Annotated in this window: 26 protein-coding genes and 2 pseudogenes; 4 read left to right on the top strand and 24 right to left on the bottom strand. The window is 60.5% G+C overall.

Annotation, left to right across the window (positions count from 1 at the left end; translation table 11 throughout):
* Nucleotides 1-187 precede the first annotated feature (187 nt).
* The 5 genes from fabG to AABM54_RS08860 all read right to left on the bottom strand — a co-directional run bounded on the left by fabG (nt 188) and on the right by AABM54_RS08860 (nt 3,750).
* Nucleotides 188-931 (bottom strand): 3-oxoacyl-ACP reductase FabG, encoded by a 744-nt coding sequence (gene fabG, locus AABM54_RS08880; protein WP_347904905.1) that lies wholly within the window; start codon nt 929-931, stop codon nt 188-190.
* Nucleotides 932-947: 16 nt separating this feature from the next.
* The gene (gene fabD / locus AABM54_RS08875) at nt 948-1,886 is read right to left on the bottom strand and encodes an ACP S-malonyltransferase (protein ID WP_347904904.1); all 939 of its coding nucleotides are present in this window, start codon (nt 1,884-1,886) and stop codon (nt 948-950) included.
* 125 nt (nt 1,887-2,011) lie between these two features.
* The gene (gene plsX / locus AABM54_RS08870) at nt 2,012-3,022 is read right to left on the bottom strand and encodes a phosphate acyltransferase PlsX (protein ID WP_347904903.1); all 1,011 of its coding nucleotides are present in this window, start codon (nt 3,020-3,022) and stop codon (nt 2,012-2,014) included.
* A gap of 4 nt (nt 3,023-3,026) precedes the next feature.
* A complete protein-coding gene (gene rpmF, locus AABM54_RS08865) occupies nt 3,027-3,209 on the bottom strand; it encodes a 50S ribosomal protein L32 (protein ID WP_008375086.1) in 183 nt (60 codons plus the stop codon).
* Nucleotides 3,210-3,222: 13 nt separating this feature from the next.
* Nucleotides 3,223-3,750, bottom strand: a complete 528-nt coding sequence (locus AABM54_RS08860; protein WP_008152342.1) for a YceD family protein — start codon at nt 3,748-3,750, stop codon at nt 3,223-3,225.
* 105 nt (nt 3,751-3,855) lie between these two features.
* Between AABM54_RS08860 and AABM54_RS08855 the strand changes: the two genes are divergently transcribed.
* Nucleotides 3,856-4,434, top strand: coding sequence for a nucleoside triphosphate pyrophosphatase (locus AABM54_RS08855; RefSeq protein WP_347904902.1), 579 nt, complete (start codon nt 3,856-3,858; stop codon nt 4,432-4,434).
* Between the two features lie 78 nt (nt 4,435-4,512).
* Here the strand turns inward: AABM54_RS08855 and sppA are convergent, their stop codons facing one another.
* The 3 genes from sppA to rluC are packed head-to-tail and all read right to left on the bottom strand — an operon-like array spanning nt 4,513 to nt 7,138.
* Nucleotides 4,513-5,502 (bottom strand): signal peptide peptidase SppA, encoded by a 990-nt coding sequence (gene sppA, locus AABM54_RS08850; RefSeq protein WP_347904901.1) that lies wholly within the window; start codon nt 5,500-5,502, stop codon nt 4,513-4,515.
* Between the two features lie 24 nt (nt 5,503-5,526).
* The gene (locus AABM54_RS08845) at nt 5,527-6,189 is read right to left on the bottom strand and encodes an HAD-IA family hydrolase (RefSeq protein WP_347904900.1); all 663 of its coding nucleotides are present in this window, start codon (nt 6,187-6,189) and stop codon (nt 5,527-5,529) included.
* Nucleotides 6,176-7,138, bottom strand: a complete 963-nt coding sequence (gene rluC, locus AABM54_RS08840; protein WP_347904899.1) for a 23S rRNA pseudouridine(955/2504/2580) synthase RluC — start codon at nt 7,136-7,138, stop codon at nt 6,176-6,178. Before rluC ends, AABM54_RS08845 begins: the two co-directional genes overlap by 14 nt.
* A gap of 740 nt (nt 7,139-7,878) precedes the next feature.
* Here rluC and rne point away from each other — a divergent pair.
* Together rne and AABM54_RS08830 are read left to right on the top strand one after the other, a co-directional pair.
* A pseudogene (gene rne / locus AABM54_RS08835) lies at nt 7,879-10,245 on the top strand (ribonuclease E); the annotation flags it as partial.
* A 64-nt stretch (nt 10,246-10,309) separates the two neighbouring features.
* Nucleotides 10,310-11,059, top strand: coding sequence for a hypothetical protein (locus tag AABM54_RS08830; protein ID WP_347904898.1), 750 nt, complete (start codon nt 10,310-10,312; stop codon nt 11,057-11,059).
* Nucleotides 11,060-11,221: 162 nt separating this feature from the next.
* Here AABM54_RS08830 and AABM54_RS08825 read toward each other — a convergent pair whose 3' ends face one another.
* The 12 genes and pseudogenes from AABM54_RS08825 to AABM54_RS08770 form a co-directional block, all read right to left on the bottom strand.
* On the bottom strand, nt 11,222-11,812 hold the full coding sequence (locus tag AABM54_RS08825; protein ID WP_347904897.1) for a nucleotidyltransferase family protein: 591 nt from the start codon (nt 11,810-11,812) through the stop codon (nt 11,222-11,224).
* Nucleotides 11,809-12,793: pseudogene (locus AABM54_RS08820) on the bottom strand (XdhC family protein). The gene AABM54_RS08825 and the pseudogene AABM54_RS08820 overlap by 4 nt, the downstream one beginning before the upstream one ends.
* Nucleotides 12,793-15,108, bottom strand: a complete 2,316-nt coding sequence (locus AABM54_RS08815; RefSeq protein ID WP_347904896.1) for a xanthine dehydrogenase family protein molybdopterin-binding subunit — start codon at nt 15,106-15,108, stop codon at nt 12,793-12,795. Before AABM54_RS08815 ends, AABM54_RS08820 begins: the two are co-directional and overlap by 1 nt.
* Nucleotides 15,105-15,575 (bottom strand): (2Fe-2S)-binding protein, encoded by a 471-nt coding sequence (locus tag AABM54_RS08810; RefSeq protein ID WP_347906154.1) that lies wholly within the window; start codon nt 15,573-15,575, stop codon nt 15,105-15,107. Before AABM54_RS08810 ends, AABM54_RS08815 begins: the two co-directional genes overlap by 4 nt.
* A 236-nt stretch (nt 15,576-15,811) precedes the next feature.
* Nucleotides 15,812-16,831: a UDP-N-acetylmuramate dehydrogenase gene (gene murB, locus AABM54_RS08805; RefSeq protein ID WP_347904895.1), complete on the bottom strand. Its 1,020-nt coding sequence runs from the start codon at nt 16,829-16,831 to the stop codon at nt 15,812-15,814.
* Nucleotides 16,828-17,292, bottom strand: a complete 465-nt coding sequence (locus AABM54_RS08800) for a low molecular weight protein-tyrosine-phosphatase (RefSeq protein ID WP_347904894.1) — start codon at nt 17,290-17,292, stop codon at nt 16,828-16,830. Before AABM54_RS08800 ends, murB begins: the two co-directional genes overlap by 4 nt.
* Complete coding sequence (kdsB, locus tag AABM54_RS08795) at nt 17,292-18,056, bottom strand: 3-deoxy-manno-octulosonate cytidylyltransferase (RefSeq protein ID WP_347904893.1); 765 nt, start codon at nt 18,054-18,056, stop codon at nt 17,292-17,294. Before kdsB ends, AABM54_RS08800 begins: the two co-directional genes overlap by 1 nt.
* The gene (locus AABM54_RS08790; protein ID WP_087265487.1) at nt 18,053-18,238 is read right to left on the bottom strand and encodes a Trm112 family protein; all 186 of its coding nucleotides are present in this window, start codon (nt 18,236-18,238) and stop codon (nt 18,053-18,055) included. Before AABM54_RS08790 ends, kdsB begins: the two co-directional genes overlap by 4 nt.
* A 26-nt stretch (nt 18,239-18,264) precedes the next feature.
* Nucleotides 18,265-19,275, bottom strand: coding sequence for a tetraacyldisaccharide 4'-kinase (gene lpxK / locus AABM54_RS08785; RefSeq protein ID WP_347904892.1), 1,011 nt, complete (start codon nt 19,273-19,275; stop codon nt 18,265-18,267).
* Nucleotides 19,275-19,703, bottom strand: a complete 429-nt coding sequence (locus tag AABM54_RS08780) for a biopolymer transporter ExbD (RefSeq protein WP_347904891.1) — start codon at nt 19,701-19,703, stop codon at nt 19,275-19,277. The genes lpxK and AABM54_RS08780 overlap by 1 nt, the downstream gene beginning before the upstream one ends.
* Nucleotides 19,700-20,335, bottom strand: coding sequence for a MotA/TolQ/ExbB proton channel family protein (locus AABM54_RS08775; protein ID WP_347904890.1), 636 nt, complete (start codon nt 20,333-20,335; stop codon nt 19,700-19,702). The genes AABM54_RS08780 and AABM54_RS08775 overlap by 4 nt, the downstream gene beginning before the upstream one ends.
* Nucleotides 20,336-20,433: 98 nt before the next feature.
* A complete protein-coding gene (locus AABM54_RS08770; RefSeq protein ID WP_347904889.1) occupies nt 20,434-22,671 on the bottom strand; it encodes a DNA internalization-related competence protein ComEC/Rec2 in 2,238 nt (745 codons plus the stop codon).
* Between the two features lie 135 nt (nt 22,672-22,806).
* Between AABM54_RS08770 and AABM54_RS08765 the strand changes: the two genes are divergently transcribed.
* The gene (locus tag AABM54_RS08765; protein ID WP_347904888.1) at nt 22,807-23,322 is read left to right on the top strand and encodes a DUF2062 domain-containing protein; all 516 of its coding nucleotides are present in this window, start codon (nt 22,807-22,809) and stop codon (nt 23,320-23,322) included.
* 120 nt (nt 23,323-23,442) lie between these two features.
* On the opposite strand, the gene AABM54_RS08760 is transcribed toward AABM54_RS08765, so the two are convergent.
* The 4 genes from AABM54_RS08760 to AABM54_RS08745 form a co-directional block, all read right to left on the bottom strand.
* Nucleotides 23,443-24,222: an ABC transporter permease gene (locus AABM54_RS08760; RefSeq protein ID WP_347904887.1), complete on the bottom strand. Its 780-nt coding sequence runs from the start codon at nt 24,220-24,222 to the stop codon at nt 23,443-23,445.
* Entirely contained in the window at nt 24,219-25,151 is a 933-nt protein-coding gene (locus AABM54_RS08755; protein ID WP_347904886.1) for an ABC transporter ATP-binding protein, read from the bottom strand. Before AABM54_RS08755 ends, AABM54_RS08760 begins: the two co-directional genes overlap by 4 nt.
* 133 nt (nt 25,152-25,284) lie before the next feature.
* Nucleotides 25,285-25,908: a glutathione S-transferase gene (locus tag AABM54_RS08750; protein ID WP_347904885.1), complete on the bottom strand. Its 624-nt coding sequence runs from the start codon at nt 25,906-25,908 to the stop codon at nt 25,285-25,287.
* Between the two features lie 308 nt (nt 25,909-26,216).
* On the bottom strand, nt 26,217-26,876 hold the full coding sequence (locus AABM54_RS08745) for a transglutaminase family protein (protein ID WP_347904884.1): 660 nt from the start codon (nt 26,874-26,876) through the stop codon (nt 26,217-26,219).
* Nucleotides 26,877-26,931 lie beyond the last annotated feature (55 nt).

Genomic DNA, 26,931 nt, shown 5'->3' with positions numbered 1-26,931 from the left:
TTGTTTTCACTCCTAATGGACAAATTCAGGCAGCTGGCCAGTGGTAAGTGTATAGAAAGGCTTTTCAGCTTTTCAACTGAAAGCTTCACTCCTCAAACCCTTTGGCCCGCCGCCTATAAATAGATTGCAGCTTTATAACGGATTTTAGACAGCTCGTATGACATTTTTTTGAAGCAACCCGTCACATTTAACTCATGTACATCCCGCCGTTCACCGGGATTGTAGCCCCAGTAACGTAAGCCGCACCGTCCGACGCAAGAAAAGCGACCACAGACGCGATCTCTTGAGCTTGCCCCAGACGGCCCAGCGGAATTTGCACCTGCAAGGCTTCACGTTGTGCCTCTGGCAGTTCGCGGGTCATATCGGTATCGATGAACCCAGGGGCCACCGAATTGACCGTAATCGACCGCGAACCAACTTCACGCGCCAGAGCACGGCTGAAACCTTCCAGACCTGCCTTGGCGGCCGCGTAGTTTACTTGGCCTGCGTTGCCCATGGCACCCACAACCGAACCAATACTGATAATTCGGCCCCAACGCGCCTTGGTCATGCCGCGCAAAACACCCTTGGTCAGGCGAAACAGACTGTTCAGGTTGGTATCGACGACATCATGCCATTCGTCATCTTTCATGCGCATCATCAGGCTATCGCGGGTGATGCCGGCGTTATTTACCAGAATCGCCGGCGCACCGAACTGCTCCTGAATGGTCGCCAGAACGGCCGCTACGGACTCGTCACTGGTGACATTGAGTTCCAGACCTGTGCCCTGGATACCCTGTTCCTTGAAGGTTGCAGCAATACGCTCGGCACCCGACGCAGTCGTCGCCGTGCCGATAACGGTAGCACCTTGACGCCCTAATTCCAGTGCGATGGCCTGGCCAATGCCACGGCTCGCACCGGTCACCAATGCAACTTTACCTTGCAGACTCATGCAGGCTTCTCCTAATTCAGACCAACGCTGCGCGGGCGGCAGCGAAGGTATCTGGTGTATTCAGGTTAGAGGTCGACACGCCATCGGCGCAGCGTTTGTTCAGACCAGCCAGGACTTTGCCCGGACCGCACTCGACCAGTTGAGTGGCGCCCTTGGCAGCCAACACCTGGACTGACTCGACCCAGCGAACCGGCTTGTACAGTTGCTCCAGCAGATCGCGCTTGAGGGTCTCCAGATCGGCAGCCACATTAGCGCTGACGTTCTGCACAACAGGAATCTGCGGCACCTGCCAGTCGATCGCAGCAATCGATTCAGCGAAGCGCTCGGCAGCCGGGCGCATCAGCTCGCAGTGCGACGGCACGCTGACCGGCAGCGGCATAGCGCGCTTGGCACCACGGGCCTTGCAGCCTTCAATGGCGCGCTCGACAGCAGCCTTGGCGCCCGCGATAACCACTTGGCCCGGGGAATTGAAGTTCACCGCACTGACGACTTCGCCTTGCGCGGCTTCGGCGCAGGCGGCCAGCACATCAGCATCTTCCAGACCCAAGATGGCAGCCATGCCGCCCTGCCCGGCCGGAACCGCTTCCTGCATCAGTTGGCCACGACGCTCGACCAGCTTGACCGCATCGCCCAGGCTCAGGCTGCCAGCCGCGACCAGCGCGCTGTACTCACCCAGACTGTGACCGGCAACGTAAGCCGGACGCGCACCGCCCTCAGCCAGCCACAGACGCCACAGAGCGATCGAGGCGGTGAGAATGGCCGGTTGGGTTTTGTCGGTTTGATTGAGTTGCTCTTCCGGCCCTTGCTGGGTCAGTGCCCACAGGTCGTAACCCAGAGCATCGGAAGCTTCTTTGAAAGTGTCGAGGATCAGTGGATGTTGCGCGCCCAACTCGGCCAGCATGCCGAGGGACTGCGAACCCTGTCCTGGGAAGACGAATGCGAGGGAAGCAGACATGTAACAAGCCCCTAATGATCTTGTCGTCGGATAATTGACGCCCCATGCGAGGGACGCCAGAAACTGACAGTTGGATGGCCAATTGAACTGAGCGGTCACATTTAAGCATTGTCGGACGAAAATGCCTAAAGCAACAAATCCTCCAGCCGCCCGTGCAAGCGCTGCGGCAGGTTCTCTTGAATTTCGATCAAAGCCCGCTGTATGGCGCTTTGAAACCCCTGAACACCGGCCGATCCATGACTTTTGACGACGATACCCTGCAAGCCAAGAAAGCTTGCGCCATTGTGTCGCGCAGGCGCCAGATCCGCCTGCAAGCGCTTCATCAAGGGCAACGCCAGAGCCCCCACCATCCTTGAAGCCAGGTTTTTCTTGAACAAGGCCTCGATCCGCCCGGCGATCATCGTCGCCAGACCCTCACTGGACTTGAGCAGGATATTACCGACAAAACCGTCACACACCACCACGTCAGCCTCGCCGCGATACACACCATCGCCTTCGACAAAACCGATGTAGTTCAGGCCTCGCGCATTTTGCAGCAACGTCGCCGCCAGCTTGACCTGCTGATTACCCTTGATGTCTTCAGTACCGATATTCAGCAGTGCGACCCGTGGACGCGTGATGCCCAACGCCTCCGCCGCGACCGACCCCATGACTGCAAACTGAAACAGGTGCTCGGCACTGCAATCGACATTGGCGCCCAGGTCGAGCAACTGGCAATAGCCACGCTGAGTCGGAATCGCCGCCACCATCGCCGGCCGGTCGATACCCGGCAAGGTCTTGAGCACATAACGCGACAGCGCCATGAGCGCACCTGTATTGCCGGCACTGACACACGCCTGGACCTTGCCGTCACGCAATAATTCAAGCGCCACCCGCATCGACGAGTCAGGCTTGCCGCGCAGGGCTTGCGAAGGTTTTTCATCCATGCCGATGACATCGGCGGCCGGCGTAATCGTCAGGCGCGCGCGATCCGCAACCGAATGGCTGGCAATCAAGTCTTCTAGTAAGGAGGGTTGACCGACGAGGGTCAGGTGCAGCGAGGGCGTAGCAGACAGGCAAGCAAGGCTGGCCTGAACAATGCTGCGGGGACCGAAGTCCCCGCCCATTGCGTCAATCGCGATGACTTGAGCGGACAAGTGATTACTCGTCAGCGCCCTTGTCGATCACTTTACGGCCACGGTATACGCCTTCTGGCGATACGTGGTGACGCAGGTGAACTTCACCGGTGGTTTTTTCTACAGACAGGGTGCTAGCCGAAAGAGCATCGTGCGAACGACGCATGTCACGGGCAGAGCGGGATTTTTTGTTCTGCTGAACAGCCATAATTGATTAACTCCTAAACGTTTGGGTCACGCTTTAACTGCGCCAATACACTGAACGGGTTGGACCGCGTTACCTCGTCCTCGCTCGGTTCGGGCTCATCGAGACCCGCCGGCTGCTGGCATTCTTCCGGATGATGAGCAGGCACAATGGGCAAGGCGAGCAAAAGCTCCTCCTCGATCAGTGACTGCAGATCCAAAGGATCTTCGCCCAGTTCCAGCACGTCATAACCTTTCGGCAACGACTGGGTATTCGCACCCTCCTTCACCACAGCATAACTGCATTCGCTGTGAATCGGCAGGGTGACCAGCTCAAGACAACGCTGGCAAACCATTTTGACCTCGGTGTCGATAAAACTGTGGATGACCACAGATTTACGTTCATCTCGTTCAAAAACGAATTTAGCCTGCACCGTACCGACAGTGTCGGAAAGCGGGTCGCAGAGTCTCTCCAAATCGGCCAGCAGCATTTCACCTTGAAGGGTGGTGCCACGATCAGCCAATTTGCGCGGGTCAACGTGAGGTGGAATCGGGTCATTCAACATAGGCGCAGCATTATAGGGATGCACCCAGCCATGTCAAAGGAAATTCAGCCCTGTCCGTCACTTGCAAGCCTCGTTAGAATTTACAACTGACTTTTGGAGAGCTGCATGCTGCCTTTATTACTCGCTTCAAGCTCGGTTTATCGCCGGGAATTGCTGGCCCGCCTGCAATTGCCATTCACTTGCAGCAGCCCGGATATCGACGAAAGCCATCAGCACGGCGAATCGGCAATTGATCTGGTAAAACGCCTTGCCATGGAGAAATCCCAGGCCTTGTCAGGCAGCCACCCTGCACACCTGATCATCGGCTCGGACCAGGTCGCCGTCCTCAACAACCAGATCATCGGCAAGCCCTACACCTTCGAGAAAGCCCGCGAGCAGCTCCTGGCGGCCAGCGGCACCCGTGTGACCTTCCTGACCGGCCTGGCGCTGCTCAACAGCCAGACTGGCCACTGCCAGGTCGATTGCGTTCCTTTCACGGTACACATGCGCACACTGGACCAGGCAACCATCGAACGCTACCTGCACGCCGAACAACCCTACGACTGCGCTGGCAGCTTCAAGGCCGAAGGATTGGGCGTAAGCCTGTTTCAAAGCACCGAAGGGCCGGACGCCACCAGCCTCGTCGGCCTGCCGTTGATTCGCCTGATAGACATGCTGCTGGCCGAAGGCATGCAAATCCCATAAGACCTCCGCAAACCACCAACAATATGCGACTCATAAAAAACCGGCCACAAGGGCCGGTTCTTTTGTACAGCGGAACACTTAACGCAACGCTGGCCCCTGAAAGCCCATCCACATGGCCAACTGTGCAGCCACGCTGGCGCCGAGCTTCTTGGAGAAGCGATCGAACGGCGACTCCTGGATCGTGAAGTCGACCAGCTCTTTTTCACCAATCACATCACGCGCCACCGAACTGGCACTGCCCAAGCCATCGATCAAGCCCAGCGGCAACGCCTGCTCACCCGACCAGACCAGCCCGGAGAACAGCTCTGGATGCTCCCTGTCCTTCAGGCGATCACCCCGGCCCTTCTTGACGCTGGCAATGAACTGCTGATGCGTCGTATCCAGCACACCCTGCCAGAACTGTGTTTCTTCAGGCTTTTGCGGCTGGAACGGATCCAGGAACGACTTGTGCTCGCCCGACGTGTAGGTGCGACGCTCGACGCCAAGCTTCTCCATCGTGCCGACAAAACCATAACCAGCCGCCGTCACGCCAATGGAGCCTACCAGGCTCGCCTTGTCGGCATAGATCTGATCCGCCGCACTGGCGATGTAATAGGCACCCGAGGCACCCAGATCGGAAATCACCGCATAAACCTTGATAGTCGGGTGCAGCGCACGCAGTCGGCCAATTTCGTCATACACGTAACCCGACTGTACCGGGCTGCCGCCTGGGCTGTTGATGCGCAGCACAATACCCTTGACCTTCGGATCCTCGAACGCAGCCCGCAGGCTGCCGACGATGTTGTCGGCACTGGCCGACTCTTTGTCGGCGATCATGCCCGTAATCTCGATCAACGCCGTGTAGCCTGGCCCGCGAGTCGCGCTTTTTTCGATATCCATCAGCGGCGTAAAGAGGATCAGTGCGACGAACAGATAAACAAAGGTCAGCAGCTTGAAAAAAATCCCCCAGCGTCGCGAGCGCCGCTGCTCCTGAACACCTGCCAGCAGCGTCTTTTCCAGCAGCTTCCAGCTCTTGTCGTCACCGCTCTCGGCACTGGCCTTCACGGGCTCCTTCCATTCGTCGGTCATGCCATCTTCCCCAGCAAAAATCGTTTAGGCCCGCTGGCTCAGCCAAGCGTGCAATTGCGAAAAATGATCAATGGCCAGCCGCGGCTCGAATGCGCGCAAGGCTTCCATCGATTGAGCACCATAGCTGACCGCCACCGAGTCCATCCCGGCATTGCGCGCCATCTGCAAATCGAAGGACGAGTCACCCACCATCAACGCCTGCTGCGCACTGACACCACAATGCGCGAGAATTTCTTCCAGCATCAGTGGGTGCGGCTTACTCGCGGTTTCGTCGGCGGCACGGGTGATATCGAAAAAATCTTCCCAGCCATGAGACTTCAGCACCCGGTCAAGACCGCGACGCGCCTTGCCGGTAGCCACTGCCAGACGATACCCCTCGGCACGAAATGCCTCCAGAGACTCCAGCACCCCCTCGAACAGCGGCGAAGGCACAGCTTCGGATGCGATGTAGTGATCCGCGTAATGCTGACGGAACGCCACCAGCTCGGCATCGCCGATCTGCGGATACAGCGTGCGGATCGCTTCCGGCAAGCCCAGGCCGATAATGCCCTTGACCGCCAGATCATCGCGCAATGCAAAACCCGAGCGCTCAGAGGCGACATGCATCGCCTCGACAATCCGACCAATGGAATCGGCCAGCGTGCCATCCCAATCGAAAATCAGCAGCTTGTAATCAGATGGGTGCACTCAGGCGCTCCACAGTCTTGGCCCACATTTCATCCACAGGCGCCTGCAACTTCAGCTCACCACCATCCGGCAGCGGCACGGTCAGCATGTAGGCATGCAGGAACAGCCGCTTACCGCCCAGATCGCGGATTTCCTTGCTGAAATCGTCATCGCCGTACTTGGTGTCGCCCGCAATGCAATGGCCGACGTGCAAGGTATGAACACGAATCTGGTGAGTCCGACCGGTAATCGGTTTGGCTTCGATCATGGTGGCAAAGTCACCAAAGCGACGCAGGACCTTGAACACGGTCACAGACTCCTTGCCCTCCTCCTCGTCGACCTCGACCATACGCTCGCCGGAGCGCAGGTTGCTCTTGCCCAGCGGCGCACGGACTTGCTTGATCGATGCCGCCCAGTTACCGCGGACCAGCGCCATGTAGCGCTTGTCGACGCCGTCACCGCGCAATGCCGTGTGCAAGTGCCGCAGCATGCTGCGCTTTTTGGCGATCATCAGCAGGCCGGAGGTGTCACGATCGAGACGGTGAACCAGCTCAAGCTCCTTGCAATCCGGACGCAACTGACGAAAGGCTTCGATCACGCCGTAATTCAAGCCACTGCCGCCATGAACGGCAATGCCACAAGGCTTGTTGATCACAATCAGTGCCTTGTCTTCGAAGACAATCGAAGCTTCGAGGCGCTGGAGCAGGCCTTGTGCCAGTGGCACCGGCTCGTCGCGCTCAGGCACGCGAACCGGCGGTACGCGCACGATATCGCCCGCCTGCAGCTTGTATTCGGGCTTGATCCGACCTTTGTTCACTCGCACTTCGCCTTTACGCAAAATGCGGTAAATCAAGGTCTTGGGCACGCCTTTGAGCCGAGCGAGAAGGAAGTTATCAATACGTTGGCCGGCATATTCCGGCGAGACCTCAAGCAGTTGGACGCCTGGGGTCGAGGGGGCAGTAGTCGTCATGCCGCGAATGATAACAATTTTTTATGGAATTGAAGCACTTAATCATTGCTGCTATAGTCGCGAACGCCGCCAAAAGCGGCCTGGACAGAGGATCAACGGCAAACAGCCGGCCCTGACCAACGCAATTCATCAGGACGCGAGGCCGTCCTACGGGGCTTTCGCTACCTATGGAAGGTTCGTGATTGTAACGAGCGCAGGTGACATGAGGCCTGAAGCGAGTGCAGCAAACTGAGTTACCGCTCGTCTGTTGCGCCGATATTTACGGCCAGTTCACAAAGTGCAGTCAGTCTCGAATCAAGCCTTGAGCGAATGCTTCGGAAACAACGCCTGTTACAAGCCGGGTGATGTGCAACACCCCTCACCCGGTCTTGATTAGCCATGAGCGTGAACTCCCCTTTGGAGAACACGGTAAATGCCAACCCGCTGCGGATTCTGCGCGCGGCAGCACCCGAATTATCAGGGATACGTGTAGGGTGGAGACGCACAACCGTCGGACTGTGTAGCACTAGGCTTGTATTTAGACGCTTCATCTCGTCCACAGTCGCCGGTTGATTCCTCCTCCTGACTGAGTGCTTAAGTAGCCACAGCAAGCAGGACGCGTACGTCGCGAGTTCGCCCCCATTGGTCGAACCTCGCTAGACACTGGAGTGGCCAACCACTTCTGACGCACCTGACACCGACCGTGAGAAGTCGTGTGTGCCGAACGCCGTTTCCGGCAGCCCGGAAACCGACGGTACTACATGAAAAGAATGCTGATTAACGCAACTCAACCCGAAGAGTTGCGTGTTGCACTGGTAGATGGCCAGCGCCTCTACGACCTGGACATCGAATCCGGTGCGCGCGAGCAGAAGAAGGCCAACATCTATAAAGGCCGGATTACTCGTATCGAACCAAGCCTTGAGGCTGCCTTTGTCGATTTCGGCTCTGAGCGCCACGGCTTCCTGCCACTCAAAGAAATCTCCCGCGAATACTTCAAGAAAGCCCCTGAAGGCCGCGTCAACATCAAGGACGTCCTGAGCGAAGGCCAGGAAGTCATCGTTCAGGTCGAAAAAGAAGAACGTGGCAACAAGGGCGCCGCCCTGACCACTTTCATCAGCCTGGCCGGTCGTTACCTGGTGCTGATGCCGAACAACCCGCGTGCCGGCGGTATCTCCCGTCGCATCGAAGGTGAAGAGCGCAACGAACTGCGTGAAGCCCTGAACGGTCTGGTTGCACCTGCCGACATGGGCCTGATCGTTCGCACTGCCGGCCTGGGCCGCAGCAGCGAAGAAATGCAGTGGGACCTCGACTACCTGCTGCAACTCTGGACCGCCATCAAAGAAGCCTCGCTGGATCGCTCCGCGCCTTTCCTGATCTACCAGGAAAGCAACGTGATCATCCGCGCGATCCGCGATTACCTGCGCCAAGACATCGGCGAAGTGCTGATCGACAGCGTTGAAGCCCAGGACGAAGCCCTGACCTTCATCCGCCAGGTGATGCCGCAGTACGCCAGCAAGATCAAGCTGTACGAAGACAGCGTGCCGCTGTTCAACCGTTTCCAGATCGAAAGCCAGATCGAGACCGCTTTCCAGCGCGTCGTTGAACTGCCTTCCGGCGGCTCCATCGTTATCGATCCGACCGAAGCCCTGGTGTCCATCGACATCAACTCGGCGCGCGCCACCAAAGGCAGCGACATCGAAGAAACCGCCCTGCAGACCAACCTTGAAGCGGCCGAAGAAATTGCCCGTCAGTTGCGCCTGCGCGACATCGGCGGCCTGATCGTCATCGACTTCATCGACATGACCCCTGCCAAGAACCAGCGCGCCGTGGAAGAGAAAGTCCGCGAATGCCTGGAAGCCGACCGTGCTCGCGTGCAAGTCGGTCGCATCTCGCGCTTCGGCCTGCTGGAAATGTCCCGTCAGCGCCTGCGTCCATCCCTGGGCGAGAGCAGCGGCATCGTCTGCCCACGCTGCAACGGCACCGGCATCATCCGTGACGTTGAATCGCTGTCGCTGGCGATCCTGCGCCTGATCGAAGAAGAAGCCCTGAAAGACCGCACCGCCGAAGTTCGCGCCCAAGTGCCGATCCCGGTTGCCGCGTTCCTGCTCAACGAAAAACGCAACTCGATCACCAAGATCGAACTGCGCACCCGTGCCCGCATCGTCATTCTGCCGAACGATCACCTCGAAACGCCGCACTTCGAAGTTCAGCGTCTGCGCGATGACAGCCCGGAAGCCCACACCAACCAGTCCAGCTACGAAATCGCTGCTGCCGCTGCTGAAGTGGAAGAAGTGCAACCGGCTGCCGCCACTCGCACCCTGGTTCGCCAGGAAGCTGCGGTGAAAACCGCGCCAGCCCGCGCCAACGCTCCGGTTCCAACCGAAGCAGTTGCTGCCGTTCCGGTTGCCGCACCGGCCGTCGTGCCAGAGCCAAGCCTGTTCAAAGGCCTGGTGAAGTCGCTGGTCAGCCTGTTCGCCACCAAGGAAGAGCCTGCCGCTCCAGTTGTGGTTGAAAAGCCTGCCACCGAGCGTCCGGCCCGTAACGAAGAGCGTCGCAATGGTCGCCAGCAGAGCCGCAACCGTAACGGTCGCCGCGACGAAGAGCGCAAGCCACGCGAAGAACGTGCACCTCGTGAAGAGCGCGCACCACGCGAGCCTCGCGAAGAGCGCCAACCACGCGAAGCCCGTGAAGAAACCCCGGCAGTAGCTCGCGAAGAACGCGCGCCACGCCCACCACGTGAAGAACGTGCGCCACGCGCCCCTCGCGAAGATCGCAAGCCACGTGGCGAGCGTGAAGAGCGTCCAGTGCGCGAACTGCGCGAACCTCTGGATGCTGCTCCAGCCGCTGCCGCAGCGACTGAAGAGCGCCCGGCTCGCCAGCCACGTGAAGAACGCGCGCCACGCCCACCGCGTGAAGAGCGTCAACCACGTGCAGAACAGGCTGCCGCCGCTGTCGCAGAAGAAGAACTGCCGAACGAAGAGCAACTGTCGGAAGATGGTCAGGACAACGCCGAAGGCGATCGTCCACGCCGCCGCTCCCGCGGCCAGCGTCGTCGCAGCAACCGTCGCGAGCGTCAACGCGATGCCAACGGCAACGTGATCGAAGGCTCGGAAGAGTCCGAAACCAGCGAAGAGCCAACGGGCGCTGAACTGGCTGCCGGCCCTGGCTGTTACCGCTGCTGTTGCCAGCACCGTGATCAGCGCGCCTGCCGAAGCTCAGGCTCACGAGCAAGCTGAACGCGCCACTGCCGTGGTTCAGGAAGCCGCTCCGGAAGTCGCTCAGGTTGAAGCGCCCGTCGTGGAAGCGACGACTCCGTTCGAAGCGCCAGTCGCACCTGCCGTTGAAGTGGCTGCTGTTCGCGAAGTACAGCCTGAAGTTCAAGCGGTCGTTGAGCCGGTTGTTGTCGCTCAAGAGCCGATTGTCGTTGCAGAGCCTGTGATTGAAGCGCCAGTTGCTGAAACAGCACCCGAAGCTCGCGAAGAGCAAACCGCGTTCAACTGGGTTGCAGAGCCTGTAGCGGTTGAAGCTCCGGCACCTGTGGCTGAAGCGGTTGTCGCACCAGTGGTTGTGGCTGCCGAGCCGGCTCCAGTAGAAGCGCCTGTGGTTGCCGAAGTGGCTGCACCGGTGGTTGAAGCTGCACCTGTCAGCGCGCTGACCGAAAATGGCCGTGCGCCGAACGACCCACGTGAAGTGCGTCGCCGCAAGCGTGAAGCCGAGCGCCTGCAGAAGGAAGCCGAACTGGCTGCCGCTGCTGCACCGGTTGCTGCCGAGCCTGCTCCGGTTGTCGCTGAAGTGATCGAGGCAGCCCCTGCCCCGGTGACTGAAGTTGCCGCCGAACCTGCTGCCCCGACCATCGACGAGAACCTGCGTTCCGTTGACGAAGTGGCAGAGCAACACCCTGAGGCCCTGGAAAAAGAACACGAGCCTAAACCCCTCGCCTGATTCCATCAGCCACTAAAAAACCCCGCCTGGTTACCCAGGCGGGGTTTTTTATGCCTTTGAATATCAGCCTGCTCGCGATAGCGGTGGGTCAGCTTGCATCAATGTTGAATGTTCAATTGCCATCGCGAGCAAGCCCGCTCACACAGGGGAACTGTGCCCGGACTACCTGAATCCCAGCGCCGCTGGCACGTCCACATCCCACAACACACCCGGATCATCCACCACCACCTCAACAACCTTTGCCGACGCAAACAACAGCTTTGCCCCGCGATCACCGGACAACGCCATCAACCGCACACCAAACGAACGCCCAAACCCCACCGGATGCCCAAACTCGCCGTCCTGCACGGGCACACGGATGGTATCGACTGCTATCCCCTCAACAATCCGTTCAATACTCGACGGCAAGATAAACGGCATATCCCCCAACACCACCAGCCAACCATCAAGCTGAGGACACGCCGCCACCCCAGCGGCAATGCTGTCCCCCATGCCTGTCGATTTGATCAACACAGTCTCGCAACCGTAAGCCTTGGCCATGCGAATCACCTGAGGGCGATCTTCGGTGGTAACCAGTACGCGCCTTTCAAGGCTGGCCGGCAGATTCACCAGCACCTGCTCGATCACCGAACGCACGGCACCGTCGCGCCCCACACAGTCCGCCAGCAGTTTGTCCTTCTCGACACCCGTCACTGCTCGAAACCGACTGCCCTGCCCCGCCGCCAGCACGATGACGCCAACAGGCCCACTCATGCGCCCGCCTGCAACGGTTTTTTCTGCTTCAACTCGACGCCGTTCTTGATCGCCACAATCTCGGCCATTAACGACAACGCGATTTCAGCCGGAGTATGGCTGCCGATGTACACGCCGATAGGCCCGTGCAGCCGTTCGATGACCTGAGCGGACAAGCCCAGCGCCGCGAGGTTTCCCCGACGCTTTTGACTGTTCGCCCGCGACCCCAGCGCCCCCACGTAAAATGCCTTCGAATCGAGCGCCGTAAGCAACGCCATGTCGTCCAGCCGTGGATCGTGGGTCAGCGCGACAATCGCCGTGCGCTCATCGGTCTGGATATTCAGCACGGCCTCATCGGGCATGCCTGGCACGAAACGCCCATGTTGTGCTTCCCAGCCATGAACAAACTCTTTGCGCGGATCGCAAATCAGCACTTCGAAATCCAGCAGCCGCGCCATCTCGGCCACATACCGCGATAACTGCCCTGCGCCGATCAGCAACAGCCGCCAGCGCGGACCGTAAATGGCGCGCAACGTATGGCCGTCAAAGGTCAGGGCATCGCTCTTGCTGGCCACCTGCAACACCACTGCTCCGGTGTCGAGGTTCAGTTCGCGAGCGACAATCTCATGGGCTTCGCAGCGCGCCAGCAGTTCGGCGACCCAGGCCGGATCGCCCACCCGCTCTTCGGTCAGGCGCAGGGTGCCGCCGCATGGCAAACCGAACCGCGCCGCCTCCTCACGGGTGACACCATAAGTCATCAGTTGCACCGGTGGCCCTTGCTCCGAAATGCGACCGTCGTGCAAACGGGTAATCAGGTCGTCCTCAATGCAACCACCGGATACCGAGCCGATCACCACGCCGTCCTCACGCAGCGCCAGCATCGCACCCGCAGGGCCTGGGCGCACTGCCCCAGGTCTGGACCACGCTGTAGAGCATCACGCGATGCCCGACACGGCGCCACTCCAACACGCTGCGCAGGACGTTCAGGTCGACGCTGTCCATCAGGCGTTGGCCTGCTGCCAGCCTTGCAACTGATAACGCACCGGCAGGTTACGGATACGCTTGCCGGTGGCGGCGAAGATCGCGTTGCACAGCGCTGGCGCAATAGGCGGCACACCCGGCTCACCGACACCGCCCAATGGCACATCACCCGATGGGGTCACCAGATGCACCGCGATTTCCTTCGGCGCCAAAGACATGCGCGCCACTTCGTACATGTGGAAGTTGTCCTGCTGGACCTTGCCGTCCTTGAAACTGATTTCCCCCAGCACCGCGTTGCCCAGGCCCATCACACAAGCGCCTTCAAACTGCGAGCGGATGCGCTCCGGGTTGATCTGCGGGCCGCAATCCACCGCAATGTCAGCCTTGTGCACGATCAGCGTGCCATCGTCTTTGACTTCAACTTCGATCACCGCCGCCACGTAAGTCACAAAGCTGTAATGCACCGCCAGCCCCAAGCCACGACCCCTGGGCAACTCACGCCCCCAACCGGCGGCCTTGGCGGCGGTTTCCAGCACGCCTCGCAGCCGCGCCGTATCAATCGGATACCGCTCTGGCGATTCACCGTAGTTCCACTCTTCGCTCAACGTGCGCGGATCAATCTGACGATCCGGCCCAAGCAGTTTGATCTGGTATTTGAGCGGGTCCTGCCCGGCCTTGTGCGCCAACTCATCGACGAAGCTCTGGATCGCAAAACCGTGAGGAATGTTCGACACCGAGCGATACCACCCCACCCGTGTATGCGCCGCCGCTTCAGGGTTTTCCAGACGCACATTGGGAATCGCATAAGCCATGTTGGTAAAGCCCATGCCCAGCTCGAATGCACCTTCGTGGTTCATGCCTGGCGCGAACAACGCGGTGATGCTCGGCGCCACCGTGCGGTGCAGCCAGCCGGACGGCATTCCGTCGGCATTCAGGCTGGCCTTGAGGTACTCCGCCGACACAGTGTGGAAATAGGAACAGTGAATGTCGTCTTCTCGGGTCCATTGCACCCGCACCGCTTTGCCGGGGAACGCCTTGGCCAGAATCGCCGCTTCAAGAATGAAGTCAGGCTTGGACTTGCGCCCGAAACCTCCACCCAGCAGCGTGACGTTGACCGTGACTTTTTCGAAGGTAATGCCCAAACGTTCGGCGATGCGCTCACGGGTGACTTGTGGGGCCTGACTCGGTGCCCAGGCTTCGCACCGGCCATTATTGAAGCGCGCGATGGCGACCATCGGCTCCATCGGCGACTGTGCCAGGTGCGGCAGGTAATAAGCGGCTTCCAGACTGCTGTCGGCGCTGCTCATGGCTTCTTCGATACTGCCAGTGCTGCGCACCACTTTGCCCGGCTTCAAGGCGGCGGCTTCCAGCTCACTGCGGTAGGCAATCGAGTTGTAACCGGCGTTGACACCATCGTCCCACTCGATCTTCAGCGCTTCACGCCCCTTGATCGCCGCCCAGGTGTTGCTGGCCACCACCGCCACACCGCCCAAGGGCTGAAACTCCGACGGCAGCGGGCGACTTTCAATCGCAATGACCTTGATCACACCGGGGACCTTCATCGTTGCGCTGGCATCGAAGGATTTGACCTTGCCGCCATACACCGCCGGGCGCGCCACGGTGGCGAACAGCATGCCGTCGAAATGCACGTCCGCGCCGTAGATCGCACGGCCATTGACGATGTCCGCACCGTCGATGGCGCGCACGCCGTCTTTACCGATGTAGCGAAACTCAGACGGCTGCTTGAGCCGCAAACTGTCGCGGGCCGGTACCACCAATGCACCGGCAGCCACGGCCAGGGCGCCGTAACCCAGTTCACGGCCGGACGGCTGGTGAACCACTTTATGCAACTGCGCACGGCACTCGCTCACCGGGACTTTCCACTGCCCGGCGGCGGCCTGCTCAAGCATGGTTCTGGCCGAGGCGCCGCAACGGCGCATCGGTTCGAACCAGTGCCGCATGCTGCGCGAGCCGTCGGTGTCCTGATTGCCAAATCGTACTTCGTCGCCCGGTGCCTGCTGCACGCTGACCATGGCCCAATCGGCGTCCAACTCATCGGCCACCACCATGCTCAAACTGGTGCGCACGCCCTGGCCCATTTCCGAACGGTTGCAAACCACCGTCACACGCCCGTCGGCGGCAATGCTGACGTAGACCTTCGGGTCGTCGATCCAGCCATTGGGCATGCCGTCGGCGCCAAATTTCTTGTCGTCGGCAAAGGCCTCCTGCCAGCCCCAACTCGCCGCCAGCACCAGGGCTCCCGTGGCACCGACACCCTTGAGAAAGCCACGCCGACTGAGGTTGCTCAGGGCGAAATCATCGGGCATCTGGCTCATGCCTTGGCCTCCTGCAAATGCGTGGCGGCCTGGCGAATCGCCGTTTTGATGCGGTTGTAAGTACCGCAGCGGCAGATGTTGCCGACCATCGCCTCTTCGATCTGTTCATCGCTGGGGCTGGGATTGATTTTGAGGAGCGCAGTGGCCGACATGATCTGCCCACCCTGGCAAAAGCCGCACTGCGCAACCGCCGTATCCAGCCACGCTTGCTGGACCACCTGCCCGACCGGGTCGCTGTGCAGGTTGTCGATGGTGCTGACATCCTGCCCCTTCACTGAACCAATCGGCGTGATGCAACTGCGCGCCGGTGCGCCATCGATGTGAATGGTGCAAGCGCCGCACAGGCCCAGCCCGCAACCAAACTTGGTGCCGCTGTAGCCGACCACGTCGCGGATAGCCCAAAGCAGCGGCATGTCCTCGCTGACATCGAGTTGATGGTCTTGACCATTGAGCTTCAGGGTAATCATGGGCACGCCCGCATCGTTCGGTGGTTATGGGGTCGAGCAATCTGCCGCGCTGTTGCAACGGTTCGGAACACGCAGATCGGCTCAAGCTAATGGGCTCTCTTGTGACGAAGGATCGTCACCGGGCCTTGTGTGAAGCAAACACCGGCATCGTTAGCAGGCCAAGTTAACGCCGCATTAACAAAAAAGCCCTGCAACCGAGGGTATGCAGGGCTCTGGATGACGCACTGAAGCTTAGCTCAATACTGGTTTGGCTCCATTTCCAGCTCGACATTGAAACGTTCGGCAATGTCTTTCTGGATGCGCTGCGCCAGGTTCAACAACTGCAGCCCGGTCGCCGCGCCGTAGTTGACCAGCACCAGCGACTGCAAGCGATGTACGCCGGCGTCACCGTCACGGAAGCCCTTCCAGCCGGCCTGCTCGATCAACCAGCCCGCCGCCAGCTTGACGGTGCCATCCGGTTGCGGATAGCCGATCAACCCTGGGTGGGCGAGCCTGATCTCAGCCGCCAGCACTGCCGACACCAACGGGTTCTTGAAGAAACTGCCGGCATTGCCGAGCACGGCAGGGTCCGGAAGTTTTTCGCTGCGGATGCTGCATATCGCCCGGCTGACATCTGTCGCCGTCGGATGATCGATGCCTTGCTCGGTCAGGCGCTGACGCACCGGGCCGTATTCCAGGTGCAAATGCTCGACGCGGTCGAGGGCAAAGCGCACCCGCAGAATCAACCAGCGACCCACCTGCTGCTTGAACACGCTGTCACGGTAGGCGAAGTTGCAGTCAGCCAACGTGAAGTCCCGCAGCTCGCCGGTCTGGCGATCCAGCGCGGTCAGCCCGACAAACACATCCTTGATTTCGACCCCGTAGGCGCCGATGTTCTGCATCGGTGCCGCACCCACAGTGCCGGGGATCAGGCTGAGGTTCTCAAGGCCCGACAGACCCTGCGCCAACGTCCACTGGACGAATGGATGCCAGGTTTCCCCGGCCTCGGCCTCGATCACCACCTGGTGGCCATCGTCACTGATCACCCGAATGCCCCGCGTGGCCATACGCAGTACCAGTGCCGGGATATCCGCTGTCAGCAGCAGGTTGCTGCCACCACCGATCACCAGCAACGGCACGGCGTGCGCGGCCGAGTAAGCCAGCGCCTCGCGCACATCGGCATCGCTGTGGGCCTCGGCGAACAGCTGAGCACGAACATCCACACCAAAGCTGTTGAACGGCTTGAGTGAAACCTGCGAGTGCAGGTGCAAAGTCATAAGCGTCCCTTCAATTCAATCACCAGCAGATCGCTGGCGCGCTCGATCAGGTCCAGCACCTGCTCAAAACCTTGATCGCCGTCGTAGTACGGGTCCGGAACTTCATCCACAACCGACTCATAGCGGCGCAGGAACAGGTCCAGCTCTGCCCTGCCCTTGGCCGGCTGCAACGCCTTGAGATTGCGCAGGTTGCTCTGGTCCATGGCGAGGATCAGGTCGTAGCTTGAAAAGTCGGCACGACTCACTTGTTGGGCACGTTGGGCCGACAAGTCGTAGCCCCGGCGCAGCGCGGCCGCCTGGCTGCGTTTGTCCGGTGCCTTGCCGACGTGCCAGTCGCCAGTGCCTGCGGAAGCGACTTCGACCTGATCGGCCAACCCTGCTTCACGCAGCTTGTGACGCAACACGCCTTCGGCCGTGGGCGAGCGGCAAATGTTGCCCAGGCAGACGAACAGAACCCGCATCAGGCCTCCAGCAGGCGACGGACGCGCTCAAGGTCTTCAAAGGTATCAACGCCGGCTGGCGGCGCGATCACCGCGTCGGCAACGTGAATCCGCACGCCGTGCCACAACGCACGCAGTTGCTCCAGGCATTCGGTGTTTTCCAGCCAGCACGGGCCCCAGCTGACGAAGTCATGCAGGAAACCGGCACGGTAGGCGTAGATCCCGATGTGGCGGCGATACGGCACGCCGGCCGGCAATTGTTCGCGGCTCTTGGCGAAATCGTCCCGCGCCCACGGCAAGGTGGCGCGGCTGAAGGTCAGCGCCAGCCCGTTCAGGTCGCTGACGACCTTGACCACGTTGGGATTGAACAGGCTTTCAACGTCTTCGATCGGCTCAGCCAGGGTGGCCATGCGCGCTTCGGCATGGGCGGCCAGGTTCGCGGCCACCTGATCGATCACCACCGGCGGAATCAACGGCTCGTCACCCTGCACGTTGACCACAATGGCGTCCGGCGCCAGGCCCAATTGAGCAGCGACTTCAGCCAGACGGTCGGTACCGGAGTTGTGATCAACCCGGGTCATCACCACTTGCGCGCCAAACGCCTGGCAAGCCTCGACGATGCGCGCATCATCGGTGGCCACGACCACACGCTCGGCGCTGCTTTTGCAGGCCTGTTCCCAGACGTGCTGGATCATCGGCTTGCCGGCAATCATTTGCAGCGGCTTGCCCGGCAAACGTGTGGAAGCAAAGCGCGAGGGAATAACGACGGTGAAGGCTGTGGTCATTTATCCAGACGCTCGTCAGTGGTCAGGGTACGGGCTTCGCTTTCGAGCATGACCGGGATGCCATCGCGAATCGGAAACGCCAGGCCAGCGCCTTTGCTGATCAGCTCGGTTTTGTCGGCGCTGAGCTTGAGCGGGCCTTTGCAGATCGGGCAGGCGAGGATGTCGAGCAATTTGGTGTCCATGAGAATTCCCTGGATAAAAAGCGTTGTTAAGGCAAAAGCCGTGCAGGCAACAGGCGCATCAACTGCGTATCGAACCAGGCCACGAAGGCCGGTGATGGCGTCGCGTCGACCGCCAGATACCACCAGTGCGCCATCGCGAAGGCACGGCACTTCACCGCGTCTTTCTCGGTCATCACCAAGGGCAATGCCGGCGTAAAATTCAAGGCCGCCGCGCTGTACTCGGCGTGGTCGGCAAAAGCATGGGGAACAGGTCGCCAGTGTAGCGTTTCAAGGGTAGTGAAGAAACGTTGCGGGTTGCCGATCCCGGCCACCGCGTGCAAGGCCTGGCCGGCTGGGAAGTGGTCCAGGGGGCAGCGTTCGCCGGTCAGCAGATTGACCAGCGCGGTGGGCTGTAGCTGGAAGGCAAACCCGTCGTCGCGATCCGCCGTGGCGCCGTTGTACAGCACCGCATCGACGCTTTGCAGGCGCTCGACCGGCTCACGCAAGGGCCCTGCCGGCAAACAGCGCCGATTGCCCAGACCGCGCGCGGCGTCGATCAGCACCAGTTCGAGGTCCCGCGCCAAGCGGTAGTGCTGCATGCCATCGTCGGAGAGGATCAGGTCCAGCGGCTCAGCCTCAAGCAAGGCTTGCACCGCACGGCTGCGATCCGGGTCGATCATCAACGACACCCCCGTGCGCTGGACGATCAGCAGCGGCTCGTCACCCGTCGTGTCGGCTGTTTGATCCGCCTCGACTCGCCACGGCAATTGCAGCGGTTTGGCGCCGTAACCCCGACTGACCACCCCGACCCGCAGGCCGCTACGCTGGCAATGTTCGATCATCCACAGGATCAGCGGCGTCTTGCCGGTGCCGCCCACGGTGATGTTACCCACCACGATCAACGGCACCGCAGGCTGGTAGATCTCACCTTCGCCCGCCAGGAAACGCTCACGCTTGCGCGTGACCACGCGCCGGTACAGCCACTCCAGCGGCTGCAACAGCTTCAACGCCGGATGACCGGCGTACCAGGCGGCGAGCAATCGATCGGACATGGCCATCAGGGTGCCGGCGCCGCCTCGACCGTGGTCATGCGCAAGTGCGTAAACCCGAGCTTGCCCGCGGCGTCCATCGCGGTGATAACCGCCTGGTGCTGGGTCTTGCCGTCAGCGCTGATGGACAACGGCAGATTGGTGTCGCCGCCGGATTCTTTCTGCAACGCGTCGATCAGGCTGGCCAGGTCACTCTTGGGCAACAACTGGTTATTCACCGAAAACACACCTTCGGCGCTGATGGCAATGTCCATCTGTTTGACCTGCTGGTCTTCGGCGGGCGAGCCGCTGACCGCTTCCGGCAAGTCAACACGCAGCTGGGTTTCACGGGTGAAGGTGGTCGTCACGACGAAAAACAGCAGCAGGATAAACACCACGTCGATCAACGACGCGAGGTTGATATCCACGTTCTCCCGTTGCTTACGGCGGAATTTCACGCTTTGCCCTCGGCCAGATCAACGTCACGGTCGCCCTGCACCACTTCGACCAGCTTGATCGCTTCCTGCTCCATGCCCACGACGAGTTCATCGATGCGCCGTTGCAGGAACCGGTGGAAGAACACCGACGGAATACCGACCATCAGGCCCGCCGCCGTGGTGATCAGGGCTTTGGAAATACCACCGGCCAGTACGGCCGCGTTGGTACTCATGCCCGACCCCATGAACGCACTGAAGATATCGATCATGCCCAGCACCGTGCCCAGCAAGCCAAGCAACGGCGCCATGGCCGCAATGGTGCCCAGCGCGTTGATGTAGCGTTCGAGCTCGTGGATCACCCGGGCCGCAGCCTCTTCAATGCACTCTTTCATGATCTCGCGACCATGCTTGGAGTTCGCAAGGCCCGCCGCCAGGATCTCGCCCAACGGTGAGTTGGCACGCAGTTCCTTGAGCTTGTCTTTATTGAGCTGCTTGTCCTTGATCCATACCCAGACCTGCCCGAGCAAGTGCTCCGGGGTCACACGACTGGCTCGCAGGGTCCAGAGACGCTCGGCGACAATCGCCATTGCCGCGATGGAACTCAGAATGATCGGCAGCATCATCCAGCCGCCGGATTTGACCAATTCCCACACAGTGACAGTCCCCTCGAAAAAGTGCGCCACTCTAACATAGGGGGTCGGCGCACCGAAGAGCGTGATGTCGCATGTCGTCCGGCTTTAATAGCCCTCGGTTATGGATCCACGCCGGGGCGCTCACGCCAGAACCGTGCCTGCTCGCGCAGGGCTTCGGGCCTGTGCAGGTAGTCGCCTAATTGCAGACGCAAGGCACCGTGTTCGGCGCTGTCATAAATCGCCATCCCCAACCGCCGATAACGCGCCATGACCTGCGGATGGGGATGCCCGAAAGCGTTGCCGTGCCCACGGGAAATCAGCACGACCCTGGGCGCGAGCGCCACCAGCATGGGCATCGATGACGAACTGCGACTGCCGTGGTGCGGTGCCTGCAACCAGTGCGTGGTCACCGCCAACGGACTGTCGAGCAATTCCCGCTCAGCGAAAGCATCGATGTCGCCGGTCAGCAGCAAGCGTTCTCCATTGGCCTCGACCTGCAAGACACAGGAGCGCTGATTGCTCTCCCGGGCGTCGGACCACTGCCACAATGCAAAACGCACCCCGTCCCACTCCCAGCGCTTGCCGCTTTCACAACCCTGGGCAAGCAGTTCGGCAGGCAGCGCGGCCGGGTCGCCACTGAGCACATGGCCCACCGGCAATCCGCGCATGACCGCACCAGCACCTCCCGCGTGATCGGCATCGGCATGGCTGAGCAGCATGAGATCGAGCTTCTTGACCCCCAACTTGCGCAGCGACGGCAGCACCACTCGCTCACCCAGGTCGAAGGCTCCAAAACGCGGTCCCGCGTCGTAGAGCATTGCGTGGTGGCGCGTGCGGACGAGAATCGCCAACCCCTGACCGACATCCAGTTGCCAGATTTCCGCGCGCCCCTCGGGTACACGACTGAGCGGGGCAAACACGATTAACAACAGCATCGGCCAACCCAACACGCGCAACGGCACACCCTTGGGCAACAATAATAGAAAGGCTCCCAGCGCACTGATCCCCAGGACCCACAGCGGCAACATCGGCGGGACCCAGGCCGGAACATATCCGGCCATGTACCCCAAGGCACTGAACAACAGATCGAGCGAACCGCCAGCCACCCAGAGCAGTCCCTCACCAACATAGGGCAACGGCAGCAGTAATGTCCCCAACAACGCCAGTGGCAACACCATCAGGCTGATCCAGGGCACGGCCAGCAGATTGGCGAGTGGCCCGCCAGGGCTGATGGGCAACCCGAGCGCCAACAGCAGCGGACACAAGCCAATCGCGATCAGCCATTGAGCGCGGGTCCAGGTCTGCCACCAGCGCCACGCACCCAAACGGCCGCTGAAGGTGAAGATCAACACCGCCACCGCCGCAAATGACAACCAGAAACCGGGTTGCAAACTGGCCAGCGGCTCAAGCAACAACACCGCATCGAGGGCCAGCAACAACGGCCACCAGGCGCCCAGATGGCGAAAGCGCAAACGCCACAGCAGCACCAGGCCGATCATCACACAGGCCCTGCGCACCGGCACTTCGAACCCCGCCAGCAAGCCGTAGCCCAGCGCCGCCGCAAAGGCCAGTCCGCAGGCCCACGGCAGCCAGGGCCAGCGCGTCGGCCACAACCCGTAACGGGCCAACCCGGCAATCAGCAGATACACCAACCCGGCCAGCATGCCGACGTGCTGCCCGGAAATCACCAGCAAATGCACGGTTCCGGTGTCCTGCAGAATGCGCCAGTCTTCGCGACTCAAGCCCCCGCCATCCCCCAGCACCAATGCCGCCAGAGCGCCCGTCCGGCCTTGCGCATCAACGCTCGACAAACGCTGCCGGACGCCATCGCGCCAGGCGCCTTGAGCCGGGCGCAACAACTGCCCGTCCTTGACCGTCCCGGTAGCCCCGATGCGTCGCGCCAGCAGCCAGGCGTCGTAGTCGAATGCCTGAGGATTGAGCAACCCCGTGGGGCGGTTCAGCTTCACTGCCAACCGCCAACGCTCACCGCTATTGATTGGCGGCCCGTCACGCCAGGACAACCGCATCAGGCTCGGTAACCGCGCACGCCGCGACTGCGCATCGGCCAGTTCAAAACGCACCCGGCCCTCATCCATGTCCGGCAGCCCCACCACTCGCCCTTCGACCCAACGGGTTTGCCCGTCCAGGCCAGACGCCAGGCGATCATCCAGCGCCCACTGGGCGCTGATGCAGGCCCAACTCAAGCCCAGCAGATAAAACGCCAAGGGATAACTGCGAAACGGCAACAGCATCAAGGCCAGCACCGGCAACAGCAGTAACAGGCCGACCGGCGGCAGCACCGGCAAAAAGCGCAGGGTCAACAGACCCACTGCGAGCGCCAACATCCCTGTGCGCATAAGCCCATCCTTGAGAGTCCCCTCTCTTGGATTAGCCGACTGAAATCTGTGTGCATTTATTAATTGTCACAAAGTCTGAATTGGCCATCGCTAGAATCCGGGCATACTTGCCGCCTGAATCGACCGAGAAGCCCTATGCCACGGCGCTTATTCAAACGTTACATGCCAGATCCAACGAGCATCAGGGAACACAAATCCTTACGCTTTCTCGGCCCCCTGCTGCATGACCCAAACCTCTGGCACCTCAACCGGCACTCCGTCGCCCGCGCCATGGCGGTAGGGTTGTTTGCCGCGTTCCTGCCGATTCCGCTGCAAATGCTGGTGGCCGCGATCCTCGCCATATCCGTGCGCGGCAACATTCCGATTGCGGTGAGCCTGGTCTGGCTGACCAACCCGATCACCATGCCGGTGGTGTTCTTCTGCACGTACCAGACCGGCGCCTGGCTGATGGATGTGCCCGCCCGCACCCTGCCGGACGAACTGACCTGGGAATGGATCAGCGGCGAGTTGTCGACATTGTGGAAACCGTTCTTGCTGGGTTCGGTGGTGGCAGGCCTGGTGTTTGGCGCCCTCGCCTATTGCATGACCATGACCTACTGGCGCTGGTGGGTCAGCAGACAATGGAAGCGGCGCAAGAAAAGCCGGATGTAGAAACGCAAAACGGCCTCCAAAAATTGGAGGCCGTTTTTTTATGTGGCATCTGGGATGACGCCATCGCGAGCATCGGAACGCCGCCCGGCTCGCGCCCACAAGGATCGGGTTTGCCGTAGGTTAGGTACGCATCCCGCGCCCGCTGACCAGCAGCCGTGCGCAACCGATGTACAGCACCACGGTCGCCACCAGCATGAAGGTAATGGCGATGCTGATCTTGATGTCCGAGACGCCCAGGATGCCGTAACGGAATGCGTTGACCATGTGCAGCACCGGGTTGGCCAGCGATACGGTCTGCCAGAATGGCGGCAGCAGGCTGATGGAGTAGAACACCCCGCCCAGGTACGTCAGCGGTGTCAGCACGAAGGTCGGGATAATCGAGATATCGTCGAAGTTACGTGCAAAAACGGCGTTGATGAACCCCAGTAGCGAGAAAATCGTCGCGGTCAGCAGCACCACCAGCAGGGTAATCCCCAAATGGTGCACTTGCAGGTCAGTGAAGAACAGCGAGAGCAGCGTCACGATCACGCCCACCGCCAGACCGCGCAGCACTCCGCCCACGGTGTAACCGATCAGAATGGTGTGCGGCGAAACCGGTGAAACCATCAGCTCCTCGATGGAGCGCTGGAATTTGCTGCCAAAGAAGCTTGAGACCACGTTACCGTAGGCGTTGGTGATCACCGACATCATGATCAGCCCCGGCACGATGTACTCCATGTACGTGAAGCCGCCCATGTCGCCGATCTGCCGACCGATCAGGTTGCCGAAGATCACGAAGTACAGAACCATGGTGATCGCGGGCGGCAGCAAGGTCTGTGGCCAGATCCGGGTAAAACGCCGGACCTCGCGGTAAACGATGGTATTAAGCGCAACCAGGTTGGGCTTCAGTTCGGAACTCATACGGCCACCTTCGCCAGATTTTTCTCCACCAGAGACACGAACAACTCCTCGAGGCGATTGGTTTTGTTGCGCAGGCTCAGCACTTCAATGTTCTGCGTCGCCAACTGAGCAAACAGCGCGGTGATGCCCACGGCTTTGTCGACCTGGACTTCCAGCGTGTGTCGGTCCACCAGGCGGCTCGGATAGCCGATCAGTTGCGGCGCCATGGTCATGTCATGTTTGAGGTCCAGCAGGAACGTCTCGACATGCAGCTGACCGAGCAGGTTACGCATGCTGGTGTTTTCGACAATCGTGCCGTGGTCGATGATGCCGATGTTGCGGCACAACTGCTCAGCCTCTTCCAGGTAATGCGTGGTGAGGATGATGGTGATGCCTTTCTCGTTCAGTTCGGTGAGAAAGGTCCACATCGAGCGGCGCAGTTCAATGTCCACGCCTGCCGTCGGCTCATCGAGGATCAGCAAGCGCGGCTCATGGACCAATGCGCGCGCAATCATCAAGCGACGCTTCATGCCGCCCGACAGGGACCGCGACGGCACATCGCGCTTGTCCCACAGCCCGAGTTGCGTCAGGTACTGCTCGGCGCGCTCCTTGGCGATTTTCGGCGGGATGCCGTAGTAACCCGCCTGGGTCACGACGATGTCGAAGGTCTTTTCGAACTGGTTGAAATTGAATTCCTGGGGCACCACGCCGATGCAACGCTTGAGCGCTGCCGGGTTACGGTCCAGGTCGTGGCCAAAGATACTCACGGTGCCGCTGGTCTTGTTCACCAGGGTCGAGAGAATGCCGATGGTGGTGGATTTGCCGGCACCGTTGGGGCCCAGCAAGGCAAAGAAATCACCTTCGGCGACGTCCAGATCGATACCACTCAGGGCCTGGAAACCGTTGCCGTAGGTTTTGGTTAGCTGCCGGATGGACAGAGCGGAACTCATATCGGATTTACGCACCAAGAAGGGAGGAAAAGAATAAGTAAGGGTGAGCGGCGCCCAATGCAACCACGGCGCAGGAACGCAATGGTGCTTGGCGACGCCGCACAAGTACAGTCAAGTGTGTTGATAGTCAGTATTAAGTCAACGCAGTCATGACTGCTTTTTGATACGCCGGGCGCTGCTTCAGGCGTGCGTACCAGGCCTCCAGATATCCCATGCGCGGGCGCTCGATGGGCATTTCGAACCAGGCATATATAAAGCTGCCCAAGGGGATATCGCCGACGCCGATCTCCTCGCCAGACAGGTAGGGCTGCGCGGACAACGCCTGGTCGACCATGTTCAGCAACTCGGCGCAGGTATTCAGCGCCGAATTGATTTTGACCCAGTCCTGCTGATCCGCCGGGGTGCGCAACACACCCCAAAACAAATGGCGAAACGGTTCGGTGAAGGTCGAGGTGGTCCAGTCCATCCACTTCTCGGCCGCCGCGCGCGCCTGTACATCGGCGGCGTACCAGTGACTGTTTGCGGCGTGACGGGCCGCCAGATAGCGCACGATGGTGTTGGATTCCCACAACACAAAACCTTCATCCTCGATCACCGGGATACGGCCATTGGGGTTCATCGCCCGGTACTCGGGAGTATCGACCACGCCGAAGGCACCGCCCGCGTCCAGCGCTTGATAGGTCAGGCCCAGCTCCTCGGCGCACCAGAGCGCCTTCCTGACATTCGACGAATTTTTCCGACCCCAGATCTTCAGCATGACCGCTCCTTGATGGATGAATTAGGGGGCGTTCTCAATTAGTTTCCCCGCCGCGCCGTGTCTGCTGTTATGCAGGGCAAGGCGCGAGAAGCGTGGTTTGGTCATTCCAAATAAGCTTCGAGCAACGCAGCCCTGCACAACAGCAGGCACGGCCCTTCGGGTTGTGCCTTAAAGCGGGCCAGGCTGCGTTGCAGGCTTTGGAAAGGGAGCACCATTCCCGGCGGCCTGCGCCTTGCCTGGCCCGCTTTAAGGCGAAAACGCGGCGGGGAAACTAATTGAGAACGCCCCCTGGGGCAGTCTACGCCGGATCAGGCGCGACTCAAATCGCTCTGCATGTCACCCAGGCGGGTAGGCATCGGACCGCCGAACAAGTGCGGATAGCACTTTTCCAGATGTGCAAAAAAGAACGCCTCGGGCACATCGGGGAACTGGCCGTGGTCCACCAGGTACTCCATCGATTGCTGTCCCTGACGGTTGAACGGGTGGAAAACACTGTCGTTAATCCCGTCGAAGTCCAGTGGTGGCACATCGAACAGTTCGCAGAGTTTCTGGTTGAACGCGGGCGTGGCCTTGACCCATCGACCGTTCAGATACAGCTCGGTGTAGCCGTGCATGGCAAACACGTTGCTCTTGAGCAACTCGATCAGGCGTGGCGTCGAGAGGTGATTGCGCACATCCGCCAGCCCGATTCGCGCCGGAATCGAACAATGGCGCGCACACCCGGCCAGCAACGTGGCCTTGGGCACGCAATAACTTTCGCCGGTCGCCAACGCGTAACTGCCGCACAACGTCTGCGGGTCAAGGCTGAAGGTGTAAGGGTTGTAGCGCACCGCCTCACGCACGGCGTAATAGAGGCTCACGGCCTGCTCGATCGGGTCACGACTGTGACCACGATGTTTTTCAGCGAACTCCACCACCGCAGGGTGGTCACTATCGATGAAGCGTCCAGGACTCAAGTACTCGTTCATGAGGAAGGTCTCCTGAGGAAGCCACGAGTCTAACGACAGCCCCGGCCCAGAGATA

Origin of the sequence: Pseudomonas purpurea (genome assembly GCF_039908635.1) — a bacterium.
GTDB classification, from domain to species: Bacteria; Pseudomonadota; Gammaproteobacteria; order Pseudomonadales; family Pseudomonadaceae; genus Aquipseudomonas; species Aquipseudomonas purpurea.
The sequence above is the reverse complement of the archived record's forward strand: the minus strand, read 5'-3'. Positions and strand labels throughout refer to the sequence as shown.